The organism is Roseococcus sp. (genome assembly GCF_965227005.1).
In the GTDB taxonomy this organism is placed as follows: domain Bacteria; phylum Pseudomonadota; class Alphaproteobacteria; order Acetobacterales; family Acetobacteraceae; genus Roseococcus.
The window spans coordinates 54733-67705 of record NZ_CBDDFJ010000039.1 but is presented as its reverse complement, the minus strand read 5'-3'; the positions used below and the strand labels follow the sequence as shown (position 1 = coordinate 67705).

The 12973-nt window shown below is 66.7% G+C and carries 14 protein-coding genes and 1 pseudogene; 12 read left to right on the top strand and 3 right to left on the bottom strand.

Translation table 11 applies throughout. The features are described from left to right. Positions 1 to 388, bottom strand: a 388-nt coding sequence (locus ACO057_RS22750; protein ID WP_421995820.1) for an amidase family protein, incomplete at its 3' end; no start/stop codon positions are given. After that, positions 385 to 579, bottom strand: a complete 195-nt coding sequence (locus ACO057_RS22745) for a hypothetical protein (protein ID WP_421995818.1) — start codon at positions 577 to 579, stop codon at positions 385 to 387. The genes ACO057_RS22745 and ACO057_RS22750, both read right to left, overlap by 4 nt. A gap of 108 nt (positions 580 to 687) precedes the next feature. Here ACO057_RS22745 and ACO057_RS22740 point away from each other — a divergent pair. The 6 genes and pseudogenes from ACO057_RS22740 to ACO057_RS22715 all read left to right on the top strand — a co-directional run. Further along, positions 688 to 939: pseudogene (locus ACO057_RS22740) on the top strand (thiamine pyrophosphate-binding protein); the annotation flags it as partial. 124 nt (positions 940 to 1063) lie between these two features. Continuing rightward, positions 1064 to 3370 (top strand): sn-glycerol-3-phosphate ABC transporter ATP-binding protein UgpC, encoded by a 2307-nt coding sequence (gene ugpC / locus ACO057_RS22735; RefSeq protein WP_421995816.1) that lies wholly within the window; start codon positions 1064 to 1066, stop codon positions 3368 to 3370. A gap of 37 nt (positions 3371 to 3407) precedes the next feature. After that, positions 3408 to 4736, top strand: a complete 1329-nt coding sequence (locus ACO057_RS22730) for an ABC transporter substrate-binding protein (protein WP_421995814.1) — start codon at positions 3408 to 3410, stop codon at positions 4734 to 4736. A gap of 84 nt (positions 4737 to 4820) precedes the next feature. Next, positions 4821 to 5777 carry a carbohydrate ABC transporter permease gene (locus tag ACO057_RS22725; protein ID WP_421995812.1) on the top strand — a complete coding sequence of 319 codons (957 nt, stop codon included), beginning with the start codon at positions 4821 to 4823 and terminating at the stop codon, positions 5775 to 5777. Positions 5778 to 6068: 291 nt separating this feature from the next. Beyond that, positions 6069 to 6944, top strand: a complete 876-nt coding sequence (locus ACO057_RS22720; RefSeq protein ID WP_421995810.1) for a carbohydrate ABC transporter permease — start codon at positions 6069 to 6071, stop codon at positions 6942 to 6944. Then, complete coding sequence (locus ACO057_RS22715; RefSeq protein ID WP_421995808.1) at positions 6944 to 7306, top strand: bleomycin resistance protein; 363 nt, start codon at positions 6944 to 6946, stop codon at positions 7304 to 7306. The genes ACO057_RS22720 and ACO057_RS22715 overlap by 1 nt, the downstream gene beginning before the upstream one ends. A gap of 6 nt (positions 7307 to 7312) precedes the next feature. On the opposite strand, the gene ACO057_RS22710 is transcribed toward ACO057_RS22715, so the two are convergent. Then, positions 7313 to 8158 (bottom strand): hypothetical protein, encoded by an 846-nt coding sequence (locus ACO057_RS22710; RefSeq protein WP_421995806.1) that lies wholly within the window; start codon positions 8156 to 8158, stop codon positions 7313 to 7315. Between the two features lie 279 nt (positions 8159 to 8437). On the opposite strand from ACO057_RS22710, the gene ACO057_RS22705 reads away from it, so the two are divergent. The 6 genes from ACO057_RS22705 to ACO057_RS22680 all read left to right on the top strand — a co-directional run bounded on the left by ACO057_RS22705 (position 8438) and on the right by ACO057_RS22680 (position 12963). Beyond that, entirely contained in the window at positions 8438 to 9394 is a 957-nt protein-coding gene (locus ACO057_RS22705) for a Bug family tripartite tricarboxylate transporter substrate binding protein (RefSeq protein WP_421995804.1), read from the top strand. A 154-nt stretch (positions 9395 to 9548) separates the two neighbouring features. Next, positions 9549 to 10715: a thiolase domain-containing protein gene (locus ACO057_RS22700; RefSeq protein ID WP_421995802.1), complete on the top strand. Its 1167-nt coding sequence runs from the start codon at positions 9549 to 9551 to the stop codon at positions 10713 to 10715. A 5-nt stretch (positions 10716 to 10720) separates the two neighbouring features. Further along, the gene (locus tag ACO057_RS22695; RefSeq protein ID WP_421995800.1) at positions 10721 to 11116 is read left to right on the top strand and encodes a Zn-ribbon domain-containing OB-fold protein; all 396 of its coding nucleotides are present in this window, start codon (positions 10721 to 10723) and stop codon (positions 11114 to 11116) included. Positions 11117 to 11220: 104 nt separating this feature from the next. Continuing rightward, the gene (locus ACO057_RS22690; protein WP_421995798.1) at positions 11221 to 11874 is read left to right on the top strand and encodes a hypothetical protein; all 654 of its coding nucleotides are present in this window, start codon (positions 11221 to 11223) and stop codon (positions 11872 to 11874) included. A gap of 37 nt (positions 11875 to 11911) precedes the next feature. Beyond that, complete coding sequence (locus tag ACO057_RS22685) at positions 11912 to 12244, top strand: DHCW motif cupin fold protein (protein WP_421995796.1); 333 nt, start codon at positions 11912 to 11914, stop codon at positions 12242 to 12244. Further along, entirely contained in the window at positions 12244 to 12963 is a 720-nt protein-coding gene (locus ACO057_RS22680) for a class I SAM-dependent methyltransferase (RefSeq protein ID WP_421995794.1), read from the top strand. Before ACO057_RS22685 ends, ACO057_RS22680 begins: the two co-directional genes overlap by 1 nt. Positions 12964 to 12973 lie beyond the last annotated feature (10 nt).

Here is a 12973-nt window from a genome sequence, read left to right as displayed (position 1 = left end):
TGGGCCCGCCAAAGGCGAATTCATGCGTGGCGAGCTTGCCCAGCATCACGACGCCGGCCTCGCGCCATTTCGTGACCGTGAAGGCGTCGGTCTCGGGCATATGGCCCTGCATCTGCGCGGAATGGCCGGTCGTGGCGATGCCGGCCGTCGTGTAGATGTCCTTGTGACCGATGGGGATGCCATCGAGCTTCCCTTTCAGCGTTCCCGCCATCTGCCGCGCCTCGGCGGCCCGGGCATCGGCCAGCGCGCGCTCCTCGGTGACGAGGATGAAGGCGCCGAGCTCGCCGTTGCGGGCGGCGATTCGGGCGAGGCAGTCGCGCGTCAGCTCGACGGGCGAGACCTTCTTAGCCGCGATAAGGGATGCGGCCTCCGCGATGGTCGGGATCATGCGCCGTCTCGCGCGGCGAAGGTGAAGGCCGGCTCGGCCGCGAGCGGCATCGGCGGGTCGCGCAACATCGCGAGCATCTCCATGAGCTTGGCGTGCGCTTGGCGCAGATCCTCCGCCTCGGCGGGCGGCAGCATCACGCCGGTTTGCGCGAGAAGCGTGGCGAAACTTTCGGGGGAAAGCGGTTCGACCATGGAACGTCCTAAGCTGTTTGGAGAAAATACTTTGCCACGCTTGCGGGCCGAGCAAAGCGGAGGCTAGCCTCCGGGCAAGAAAATATCTTCGGGAGTAGAGAGCGGGCCATGAAAGTTGGCGACGCCATTGCGAAAATCATGAAGCTGGAGGGGATCGAAGTCCTCACCGGCTATCCGGTTAACCATCTGATCGAGAATTGCGCGGCGATCGATATTCGCCCGGTCATGGTGCGCCAGGAGCGCATCGGTCTGCACATGGCGGATGCCATCAGCCGCGTGACGAGCGCGAAGCAACTCGGCGCCTTCTGCATGCAGCACGGCCCGGGCGCCGAGAACGCCTATGGCGGCGTCGCGCAGTGCTTCGGCGAGAGCATCCCGGTGCTGGTGCTTCCGATGGGCTATCCGCGCCGCATCGCGCATGTGCCGCCGAACTACAACAGCTCCGTGCAGATGCGCGGCATCACCAAAATCCGCCGAGCCGATCATGAGCGCGGCGGAGGTGCCCAACATCATGCGGCGCGCCTTCGCGCGGCTGCGCAACGGCCGCGGCGGCCCGGTGATCGTCGAGATTCCGACGGATATGTTCAACGAGGAGATGCCCGCCGACTGGAGCTACACCCCCGTCGTCGTCACGCGCTCGGGACCCGACCCGATCGACGTGAAGCGCGCTGCCGAGATGCTCGCCAAGGCGCGTCGTCCGGTGATCTATGCGGGCACGGGCGTGCATTGGGCCAAGGCCTGGCCGCAGCTGAAGGAGCTCGCGGAACTGCTCGCCGCGGCGGTGACGTCGAGCCTCGGCGGCAAGTCCTCCTTCCCCGAGGACCATCCGCTGGCACTGGGCTCGGGCGGTCTCGCTATCCCCAAGCCGGTGCGGCACTTCCTCGACAATGCGGACGTGATCTTCGGCATCGGCTGCTCCTTCACCGAGACCAATTTCGGCGTGAAGATGCCGAAAGGCCCCAAGATCATCCATTCCACGCTGGATCCGGATCACCTGGAGAAGGACCAGCATTGCGACATCGGCCTCGTCGGCGATGCCGCGCTGGTGCTGGACGCCCTGCTCGCCGAGCTGAAGGGCATGATCAAGGAGGCGCGTCCGCACAAGCCCGTGCAGGACGAGATCGAGACGATCCGCGCGAGCTGGCTCGCCGAATGGGCGCCCAAGCGCGACTGCAATGACTCGCCGCTCAACCCCTATCGCGTGCTGCGCGACCTGTGGCGCACGGTGGATGTCGACAACACGATCATCACGCATGACGCCGGCTCGCCGCGCGATCAGCTCTCGCCCTTCTGGGTGGCGCGCACGCCCCTCTCCTACCTGGGCTGGGGCAAGACCACGCAGCTCGGCTACGGGCTCGGCCTCGCGATGGGCGCCAAGCTCGCCGCGCCGGACAAGCTCTGCATCAACGTCCTGGGGCGATGCGGCCATCGGCTTCACCGGCATGGACTTCGAGACGGCGGTGCGCGAGCGCATTCCCCCATCATGTCGATCCTGCTGAACAACTTCTCCATGGCGATCGAGCTCAAGGTCATGCCGATCAGCACGGAGAAGTTCCGCAGCACCGATATCAGCGGCGACTATGCCGCCATGGCCCGTGCCTTCGGCGGCTATGGCGAGCGTGTGGAGAAGGTGGAGGACATCATCCCCGCCATCCAGCGCGGCATTGCCAAGACCAAGGAAGGTATCCCCGTTCTCCTGGAGTTCATCACCTCCAAGAGAGACGCAGGTGTCGAGGCTCTGATGGCAACGGTCGGCATCAACCAGGTCCGGAAGTCCTTCGGCAGCACGACCGTGCTGCACGGCGTCTCCGTCGACATCGAGGACGGCGAATTCGTCGTCCTCGTCGGTCCCTCTGGCTGCGGCAAGTCCACCTTGCTGCGCATGCTTGCCGGCCTTGAAAATATCACGGGCGGCGAGATCTCCATCGGCGGGCGGGTGGTCAACACCGTGCCGCCGAAGGATCGCGATATCGCGATGGTCTTCCAGAACTACGCGCTCTATCCGCACATGACGGTCTTCGACAACATGGCCTTCTCCATGAAGCTGGCCAAGGCGTCGAAGGACGTGATGCAGACCGAGGTGCAGCGCGCCGCGCGCATCCTTGGGCTGGAGCAGCTGCTGGATCGCTATCCGCGGCAGCTTTCCGGCGGGCAGCGCCAGCGCGTCGCCATGGGGCGCGCCATCGTGCGCGACCCGCAGGTCTTCCTCTTCGACGAGCCGCTCTCCAACCTCGATGCGAAGCTGCGCGTGCAGATGCGCTCCGAGATCAAGGAGCTGCACCAGCGCCTGCGCGTCACCACCGTCTACGTGACGCATGACCAGATCGAGGCCATGACCATGGCCGACAAGATCGTGGTGATGGAGTACGGCCATATCCGCCAGGCCGGCCCCCCGCTGGAGCTCTATGACAGGCCCGCGAACGTCTTCGTGGCCGGCTTCATCGGCAGCCCCGCGATGAACCTGCTCGACGGACGCATCGAGAACGGTGCCTTCCTCACGCCCGATGGCACGAGCTGGCCGCTGCCGCCCATCCAGGAAGCGCGGCCCGGCCCGGCCATCTACGGCATCCGGCCGGAGCATTTCCGCCTCGCCGGCGACGGCATGCCCGCGCGCGTGACCCTGGTCGAGCCCATGGGCAGCGAGACGCAGGTGATGATGCGCATCGGCGATACCGCCGTGAACGGCGTCTTCCGCGAACGCATCTCGGCCAAGCCGGGTGACACCATGCCGGTGCTGCCCGCTTCCGCGAGCGCGCATCTCTTCGACAAGGCCACGGGCGAACGCATGTAAGACGGCCCGGACTGAACACAGGGAGGAAAACAAAAAAATGGCTTACCTCATCAAGCGACGCGATCTCGCCGGCATCGGCGCAGGAACGATGCTCGCCGGCACCGCCGCCGCGCAAAGCAATATCCCGACCCAGCCCGCCACGCCGCCCCGGCTGCCTATCGAGAGCGGCGCCACCTTGCGCATGCTGCGCCCCGTCCGGTTCGTGCAGCCCGACGAAGAGGTGTTCCGCGCCAATTGCGCGCGCTTCACGCAGCAGACCGGCGTGCAGGTGCGCGTGGACTTCGTGGGCTGGGAGGACATCAACCAGCAGACCGCCGTCACCGGCAATACCGGCGCCGGCCCCGATCTCATCATCGGCTTCGGCGATGCCCCACACGTCTACGCCGACAAGCTGGTCGAGCTGACCGACGTCGCCGAATATCTCGGCACCAAGTATGGCGGCTGGAAGACCCTCGCCCAGCGCTACGGCAAGCGGCACGGCACCAACAACTGGATCGGCCTGCCCTTCGGCGCTTCGGGCGGCCCGCTCGTCTGGCGCAAATCCGCGCTGAATGAGGTCGGTTTCCAGGCGCCGCCGGAGGACCACGCCAATTACCTGCGCCTCTGCCAGGCGCTGAAGCGCGCCAACAAGCCCGCGGGTTTCGCGCTCGGCAATGCGGTGGGCGACGGCAACGGCTTCGCCAACTGGCTGATCTGGTCCTTCGGCGGCAAGCTCGTGAACGAGGACGGCACACCGGGAATCAACAGCCGCGAGACCATCGCCGCGCTGAACTACCTGAAGGAGCTCTATCCGACCTTCATCCCCGGTACGATCGCCTGGAACGACATCAGCAACAACCGCGCCTATGCGTCGAACGAGCTCTTCCTCACGGCGAACGGCGTGTCGCTCTACTTCTCGCTGAAGAACGACCCGGCGACCGCGCCCATCGCGGCCGACACCGAGCACACGCTGCTGCCGAAGGGGCTCGCCACCACCTCGCCCATGGCGGGGCTCACGCTCAACGCCATGGTGTTCAAGCACAGCCGCTATCCGAACGCCGCCAAGGCGCTGCTGCAGTTCCTGCTGGAGACGGAGCAGTACGATCCTTGGCTGCAGGCCAACCTCGGCTACTGGGCGCAGCCGCTCAACGCCTATGGCCAGAGCGCCGTGTGGAGCAGCGATCCGAAGGTCTCGATCTTCCGCGACACGATGGATAGCGGCTTCTGGAACGGCTACGCGGGCCCGATCACCGAGGGCTCGGCGGCCGCGAATGCGGATTACGTCATGGTGCAGATGTGCGCCTCCGTCGCCTCCGGCCAGGCCACACCGGAAGCGGCGGCGCGCGAAGCCGAACGCCGCGCGGCGCGGTTCTTCCGCCGGCGCTAGTTCTCCGTCAGCGCCTGGCGCTGCGATCCTCACTTACCCGCGCGGCGTCGTGCCGCGCGGCCAACGCCTCCGCGGAGCGCCGTCATGGACGCCACCACCCCATTGCATTGGTCCAAGACGCGTCGCGAGCCTGGCTGGCTCGTGCGCGTCATGGACAACAAGGCGGTGCTCATCATCGCCTGCCTGTTTCCCGCCCTCGGGCTGCTCGGCGTCTTCCTGACCTATCCGTTGGGACTCGGCATCTACCTGGCCTTCACCGATACGACGATCGGGCGAAGCGGCTATTACGTCGGGCTTGAGAACTTCGAGTTCCTCTTCACCGATCCGATCTTCTGGAACGCGGTCTTCTTCAGCGTGTTCTACACGACCATCGCGACCATCGGGAAATTCGGGCTCGGGCTCTGGCTCGCACTGCTGCTCAACCAGCACATGCCCTTCAAGTCGCTGCTGCGGGCCATCATCCTGCTGCCCTGGATCGTGCCGACGGTGCTTTCCGCCATCGCCTTCTGGTGGATCTACGATCCCCAATTCTCCATCATCAGCTACGTCTTCGTGCAGGTGCTGGGCTGGCGCGAGACGAACATCAACTTCCTCGGCAGCGAATGGCCGGCGCGTTTCTCGCTCATCGCGGCCAATATCTGGCGCGGCATCCCCTTCGTCGCCATCTCGCTGCTGGCCGGCCTGCAGACCATCTCGCCCTCGCTCTACGAGGCCGCGCTACTGGACGGCGCCACGCCCTGGCAGCGCTTCCGCCACATCACCTTCCCGATGCTGCTGCCTATCCTGGCCATCGTGATGACCTTCTCGATCATCTTCACCTTCACCGACTTCCAGCTCGTCTACGCCATCACCCGCGGCGGGCCGGTGAATTCCACCCACCTGCTCGCCACCCTCGCCTTCCAGCGCGGCATCCCGGGCGGACAACTGGGTGAAGGCGCGGCCATCGCCGTGTCGATGATCCCCTTCCTGATCTTCGCGACGCTGTTCAGCTACTTCGCCCTCGCCCGCCGCAAGTGGCAGCAGGGAGAAGGCAATGACTGATGGATTGGGCCTCGCATGGGCGGGTTGCACGGGCTGGAATAGACACCGGGGGCTTTGCCCCCCGCCCCCCCCCACCAAAGGCCGAAAGGCCTTTGGAAACCGATTGATGGGGGGGGGGAAGAGGGGCATGGCGCAACCTCTGGCTCGCTGCTCGCTCCCAGCCCCTCTCCCCCATTCCCATAAACTCACGGGTTCCAAGGGCTCAATGGCCCTTGGCGGGAAGCGCAAGGGGCAGAGCCTCTCGCATCCGCTCCCAGCCCGCACAACCAGCCCCTTCGCGAGGACCAAGCCATGAGCAATGCTTCCACGGCCGCGCCCGAGACGATGCATTGGGACAGCCGCGCGCGGCGCATGGTCACGCTCTGGCTGCCGCTCGCCTGCTTCCTGCTGATCCTGCTCTTCCCCTTCTATTGGATGACGATCACCGCCTTCAAACCGGACGCCGAGCTCTATGACTTCGGCACGCACAATCCCTTCTGGATCACTTCGCCGACGCTGCAGCACATCCGCAAGCTGCTCTTCGAGACGGCCTATCCGCACTGGCTGATGACGACGATGCTCGTCTCGATCGGCGCGACGGTGATCTCGCTCTTCTCGAGCACGCTGGCCGCCTATGCGATCCAGCGGCTGCGCTTCCGCGGCAGCCAGTATGTGGGCCTGGCGATCTACCTCGCCTATCTCGTGCCCCCCTCGATCCTCTTCATCCCGCTCGCGACGATCGTGGTGCAGCTCGGCCTGTTCGACAGCCCCTTCGCGCTGGTGCTCGTTTACCCGACCTTCCTCGTGCCCTTCTGCACCTGGCTGCTGATCGGCTATTTCAAATCCATCCCCTATGAGCTGGAGGAATGCGCGCTGATCGACGGCGCGACGCGCCTGCAGATCCTGCGCCGGATCACCCTGCCGCTTGCCGTGCCGGGGCTGATCAGCGCGGGCATCTTCTCCTTCACCCTGAGCTGGAACGAGTTCATCTATGCGCTGGCCTTCATCCAGAGCAGCGAGAACAAGACCGTTCCCGTCGCGATCCTGACCGAGCTGGTAACCGGCGACGTCTATCAGTGGGGTGCGCTGATGGCGGGCTCACTGATGGGCTCGCTGCCGGTCGCGATCTTCTATTCGTTCTTCGTCGACTATTACGTCAGCAGCCTGACGGGCGCGGTGAAGGAATGATGCTGACCGGCGCCGCGACGGTCTTCGTGGTCGCGGATATCGCCGCCAGCCTCCACCACTACCGCTATGCGCTCGGCTTCGACATCGCCTTCGAATACGGCGAGCCGGTCTTCTATGCGGGGCTGTGCCGCGACGAGGTGGAACTGCACATCGTCGCGGCCAGCAGGACCGGACGCACGGCCGGCCAGGGGGCGGTCGCGGTCTTCGTGCAGGACGTGGACGCGCTCTATTCGGAGGTGAAGGCCAGCGGCGCGCGGGCGCCGAAACCGCCGCAGGACTACCCCTACGGCATGCGCGACTTCAACGTGATCGATCCGGACGGAAACCAGCTCACCTTCGGCATGGCGACCCGGCCGGCCTGAGCCGTCCTATTGGCGATGGGCCATGGTCAGCCGTGACTCGGCCGTGGCGAGATGGGCGGCGCCGTTGCGGCGCGTGCGCTCGGCCATCGCGTCGTTGCAGGAATAGCTGTCGAACAGCGTGCTGCTCGGATTGGTCACTTCCATCTTCGCCCGCACGCGGCAGACGAGACGCTGGGTGGAAGCCGGGCTGCCGCCATGCCAGCGCCGCAGCGCCTCCGACCAGCTGCCGGTCTCCGACGCCCAGCGCGCCATGATCGCCCCGGCCCAATCGGCCGAACGGATGGGGTCGAGCGGCCAGAAGGAGTTGCGGGCATGCACGCGGGCATTCACCTGCACGCAGCCGGCCATGACGCTCCGGCTCGCCGGCGCACCGGAATAAAGCGCCCGTGCCTTTTCCTCGGTGTCGGGGAAATGGGCGCGGCCGCCGATGGACAGGGCATAGGCATGCAGGCCGCTCTCGGCCAGGGCGATCGCGGTGAGCAGGCCGCGCGGCAGGCCATGAACCTCCTCGGCGCGGCGTGTCGCCATCAGGCAGGCCGCGCGCGGGGAGTCCGCACCGGGCATATTCGCGCGCATCTCGGGGCCGATGACGGGGATCAGTTCCTCGGGCGCATCGCGCATCCGCGGCGCGGCGGGGCTGTTCGAGGCCTGCATCCGCGAGACGGGGGAGCGCACATGCGTCCGGCTCGCATGACGGGTCCGGCCGTTGGCGCCGCCGCTTGGGCGGCTGGCCGCGACACGACGGGGCTGCGCCGGGCGGGGTGCGGCATGGGCCGGGCTGCGCACGGCGGCGTGGGGACGGGTCTCGGAGCTGCGCTCAGCCGCGACGGCGGAGGGCGTGCGAAAACCCATCGCTCCCATCAGGCAGGCGGCAAGCGCCCCGAGGGCGAGAAGTCGGCGAAGGCTCTTGCGGCGACGATGCCGGCGCTTCCCGAAAAAGCTCGGAATGCGAGGCGTGTGCCGGGGCGTCGGGAGGAGGGTTTCCCTCCCGGGCAGGCCAATCTCGGTCAACATGCAACACGCGGTAGCATGCCGTGAAGGCAAAGGGCAACCCTGACCCCTGCGTAGGGTTCATGCCTTGCGGTACATAGATCGTTCGATAGGGAGTTCGCGATGTTCACGCGCCGTAGAATGCCCATGCTTGCGGCGGGAATGTGGCCGAGCGCCATCCGGGCCCAGGCGCCGGGCCGATCGGTGACGCTGATCGCGCCCTTCACGCCGGGTGGCGCGGCCGATATCGCGGCCCGCACCTTCGCCGCGCATGCCATGAAGCATATGGGCCCCGACCCGCAGGCGATCGTGGTCGAGAACCGCGCCGGCGCCTCGGGCGCGATCGGCACGCAATATGTGGCCCGTGCCCGGCCCGACGGACAGACATTGCTGCTCGCGCGCGTGGCGGCCTCGGCGATCCTGCCCGCCATCGATGCGCGCACGCCCTATCAGATCGACGACTTCACCTGGCTCGGTCTGCTCGACGAGAACCCCTATGTGATCTGCGTGCGCGCGGATTCTCCGTATAAGGACCTGCCGGCGCTGCTGGCCGCCATCCGCGCTGAGCCCGGCACGCTGAACTTCGCCACGAGCGGCCCCGCCACCATCCTCGATCTGGGCGTGCGCCAGATGCTCGCCTCGGCCGGACTGCCGATCGACGCCGCGCAGGCCCTGCCCTTCCGCGGCGGCGGCGAGGCGCTGATGGCGCTGCTCAGCGGCCAGGCGCAGTTCGGCGGCAACAATCTCGGCGACATGATGGGCGCGATCCGCAACGGCCAGGTCCGCGCGCTCGTCGTCACGGGCGAGGCGCGCCTGCCCGAATTGCGGGGCGTCCCGACGGCGGCCGAGGCGGGGATCGCGCCGCTGTCGCAGATGGCGGGATGGAACGCGCTCGCCGGCCCGGCGGGGATGACGGAGGAGATGGTGGAATTCTGGTCGCGCGTGATCGCCGCGACCGGGCGCGACCGTGAATGGCTCGCCGCCACACGGCGCATCGGCAGCGTGCCGCGCGTGACCGACGGCGCCACCGCGCGGGCGCATGTGGCGGCGCAGATCGAGCTGTATCGCGGATTGGCCCGGCAGCTGAACCTCGGTTGATTCGCAAGGTTTTCCAGCGGGATGCCGCAACCGCCCGACCGAGCGGTTGACTGTTCGGCCGGTCGCGGCGAGGCTGCGCCCTGCCGCCTCATGAGATGGCGGCCCACTCATCCCGGGAGGATGCGATGATCGCCAGGAAAGGGCTGCCCCGCCCATGAAGAACCCCGCCTATATCGTGGGCGCTTTCGAGCACCCGACGCGCAAGGCCGAGGACAAGTCCACCGCGCAGCTGCATGCGGAAGTCGCCTATGGCGCCCTGCAGGATGCCGGCCTCTCCTCCTCCGATATTGACGGCTATTTCTGCGCGGGCGACGCCCCGGGCATGGGTGGCCTGTCCATGCTCGACTACATGGGCCTCAGCAAGATCCGTCATTACGACACGACGGAAAGCGGCGGCTCCTCCTACATCATCCATGTCGGACATGCGGTCGAAGCGATCATCGCGGGCAAGTGCAATGTCGCGCTGATCACGCTCGCCGGCCGTCCGCGCGCCGAGGGCATGCAGACCGGCACCGCCGTGCGCAGCACCGGCGTGGGCGTGCCCGACGAGCCCTTCGAGCTCCCCTATGCGCGTACCATCGCCACGATGCACGCCAACGTCGCCTCGCGCCACATGTACGAGTTCGGCACGACGTCCGAGCAGCTCGCCTGGGTGAAGGTCGCGGCGTCGACGCATGCGCAGTACAACCCGCATGCGATGCTGCCCAAGGTCGTCACCGTCGAGGACGTGGTGAATTCGCCCATGGTGGCCGATCCGTTGCACCGCCTCGATTGCTGCGTCATCTCCGATGGCGGCGGCGCGCTGATCGTCGCGCGGCCCGAGATCGCCAAGCAGCTCAACCGTCCGAAGGTGGGCGTGAAGGGCTGGGGCGAGGCCTACAAGCATCAGAATGCCGGCGGCATCGACCTCACCTATTCGGCCGCGGCCTTCTCCGGCCCGATGGCCTTCGGCAAGGCCGGCGTGAAGCCTTCCGACATCAAGTATGCCTCGATCTACGACAGCTTCACCATCTCGGTGATCCTGCAGCTTGAAGACCTGGGCTTCTGCGCCAAGGGCGACGGCGGCAAGTTCGTCATGGATGGCGGGCTCATTTCCGGCGTCGGCAAGCTGCCCTTCAACACCGATGGCGGCGGGCTGTGCAACAACCACCCGGCCAATCGCGGCGGCATGACCAAGGTGATCGAGGCGGTGCGCCAGGCGCGTGGCGAAGCGCATCCCAAGGTGCAGGTCCCCGTGCACGATCTCGTCCTCGCCAATGGCAAGGGCGGCAGCCTCGGAACGCGGCATGGCTGCGGCACCGTCATTCTGGAGCGGGAGTAATCACCATGGCGACGCAAGCCTTCGACCGTACCCCCCAGTGCCCCGGCGAGACGCCCGACAACAAGGTCGTGCTCGAAGGGTACAAGGCGGGCAAGTTCCTGCTCGGCAAGTGCAACGACACGGGCAAGCTCTTCCACTACCCGCGCCACGTCTCGCCCTTCACGCTCTCGAACAACGTCGAGTTCGTCGAGGCCAAGGGCACCGGCGAGATCTACAGCTACAGCGTGGCGCGCGGGAAGGAGCCCTTCTCCGTCGCCTATGTGAAGCTGGATGAGGGGCCGATCGTCCTCACCAACATCATCGAATGCGACCTCGACAGCCTCAAGGTCGGGCAGAAGGTGAAGTTGAAGTTCAAGGACAGCGACGGCGCGGTTCCCGTGCCGATGTTCGTCCTGGCCTGACGCTTACGTGACGCCCGGCGGCGGTCCTCTGCGGAGGGCCGCCGCCGGGTTTTTTTGTGCCCGAAGTTCGGTTACATGAGAAGGAATATTCTGGGAGAGACCGCGTGGTTCGAGCCGTCAACGAAGCCTATTTCCTCGACAGCCAGTTGCGTATGGAGGCCGAGGGCTATCAGCTCGGCCCCGACGGTAAGCCCGGCATGATCCCCGATCCCAATCCCGATGCGGCGCGGCGCAATCCCAAGGGACTCTTCCATCGCAATGGCGGACTGGTGGCGATGCGGCGCGTGAACCTCGCGCAGGACAATCGCATGTTCCGCATCGCCAGCAGCAAGGACCTCAAATGGGGTGGGCTGCCGAATCTTCTGAACTCGCCCTGGTGGATGGAGGAGGACCGCATGCGCCTGCTGCTGGACCGCGCGCGCACGGCCGGCGTCCGGCTCAGCGAGATGGCGCGGCGGCAGCTCGCTCTGCCCATCGCCGATGGCTGGACGGATGCGGACATCATCGTGAGCGTGCATATCCGTCCCGGCATCCTCATCGCGGCGCATGCGGGGCCGGGGCGCACGGCGGCGGCAGGCGACGACCTGCGGATCATCGCGCCCGAGGCCCCTCACCTCTTCATGGACCAGCTCTATGTGCCGGGGCTGGGCAAGCCGGGCGGCGATCGGACCAAGGGCATGGCCAATGCGAACGCCTGGTTCGATACTGCCACGGCGAAGAGCTTCGATCCCGCGGCCAAGGGCTTCAACCCGGCCTGACGGAACGGGGCTCTTTTCCTTCGAAAGCGAGACCGAGATGAAGATTCCCGAACTGCCCTTCACCGTCACCGACTGGTCGCAGGTGCCGCGCACCGAACATCCCGGCGAGACCGGCATGGGCTATTGGCAGACCTTCAACATCGGCGACATCCGCGTGCGCATGGTCGAATACGGGCCCGGCTATCTGGCCGACCATTGGTGCGACCGCGGGCACATCATCTATGTCGTCGAGGGCGAGCTGGTCTCCGAGCTCAAGGACGGGCGCAAGAGCACGCTGAAGGCGGGCATGAGCTACCAGGTCTCCGACTTCGGCGATTCGCCGCACCGGTCCTCGACGCAGACCGGCGCGAAGCTCTTCATCGTCGACTGATGTCGCAGAACATCTACGACCGCGACGAGTTCTTCGCCGGCTATGCGCAGCTGCGGCGTTCGCAGGAGGGCCTGGCCGGCGCGCCGGAATGGCCCTCGCTGCGGGCGCTCCTGCCGCCGCTGCGCAGGGCGCGCGTGCTCGATCTGGGCTGCGGCTTCGGCTGGTTCTCGCGTTATGCGCGCGAAGAGGGCGCAAGGCACGTCCTGGGGATCGAGCTGTCGGAGAAGATGCTCGAGCGGGCGCGGTCCATGGGCACGGATCCGGCGATCGAGTATCGCCGCGCGGATCTGGAGGATGTGGCCCTGCCGGAAGGCGCCTTTGACCTCGCCTTCAGTTCGCTGGCGCTGCACTACGTGGTGGATCTGGGTGGATTGCTGGCGCGGGTTTCACGCGCGCTGGCGCCGGGTGGATCGCTCGTCGTCTCGATGGAACATCCGATCTTCATGGCGCCGTCGCGGCCTGGTTGGGTGGCGGGCAATGTCTGGCCGCTCGATGGCTATTGCCGCGAGGGCGAGCGCGTCACGGATTGGTTCACCAAGGGCGTGGTGAAGCAGCATCGCATGCTCGGCACGACGTTGAACCTGATGATGAGGGCCGGCTTCCGTCTCGCCCATCTCGAGGAATGGGCGCCCACCGCCGCGCAGATCGCGGCCGAGCCCGTGCTCGGCAAGGAGCTTGAGCGCCCCATGTTCATGCTGATTTCCGCGCGGAAGGACTGAAGAGGCCGAA

Bases quoted from the DNA above. Each gene is read 5' to 3' on its own strand.
- ACO057_RS22685 (WP_421995796.1), top strand. From the start codon at position 11,912: ATGAAGATTCCCGAACTGCCCTTCACCGTCACCGACTGGTCGCAGGTG.
- ACO057_RS22715 (WP_421995808.1), top strand. From the start codon at position 6,944: ATGCTGACCGGCGCCGCGACGGTCTTCGTGGTCGCGGATATCGCCGCC.
- ACO057_RS22745 (WP_421995818.1), bottom strand. From the start codon at position 579: ATGGTCGAACCGCTTTCCCCCGAAAGTTTCGCCACGCTTCTCGCGCAA.
- ACO057_RS22730 (WP_421995814.1), top strand. From the start codon at position 3,408: ATGGCTTACCTCATCAAGCGACGCGATCTCGCCGGCATCGGCGCAGGA.
- ACO057_RS22705 (WP_421995804.1), top strand. From the start codon at position 8,438: ATGCCCATGCTTGCGGCGGGAATGTGGCCGAGCGCCATCCGGGCCCAG.
- ugpC (WP_421995816.1), top strand. From the start codon at position 1,064: ATGAGCGCGGCGGAGGTGCCCAACATCATGCGGCGCGCCTTCGCGCGG.
- ACO057_RS22695 (WP_421995800.1), top strand. From the start codon at position 10,721: ATGGCGACGCAAGCCTTCGACCGTACCCCCCAGTGCCCCGGCGAGACG.
- ACO057_RS22710 (WP_421995806.1), bottom strand. From the start codon at position 8,158: ATGGGTTTTCGCACGCCCTCCGCCGTCGCGGCTGAGCGCAGCTCCGAG.
- ACO057_RS22720 (WP_421995810.1), top strand. From the start codon at position 6,069: ATGAGCAATGCTTCCACGGCCGCGCCCGAGACGATGCATTGGGACAGC.
- ACO057_RS22700 (WP_421995802.1), top strand. From the start codon at position 9,549: ATGAAGAACCCCGCCTATATCGTGGGCGCTTTCGAGCACCCGACGCGC.
- ACO057_RS22725 (WP_421995812.1), top strand. From the start codon at position 4,821: ATGGACGCCACCACCCCATTGCATTGGTCCAAGACGCGTCGCGAGCCT.
- ACO057_RS22680 (WP_421995794.1), top strand. From the start codon at position 12,244: ATGTCGCAGAACATCTACGACCGCGACGAGTTCTTCGCCGGCTATGCG.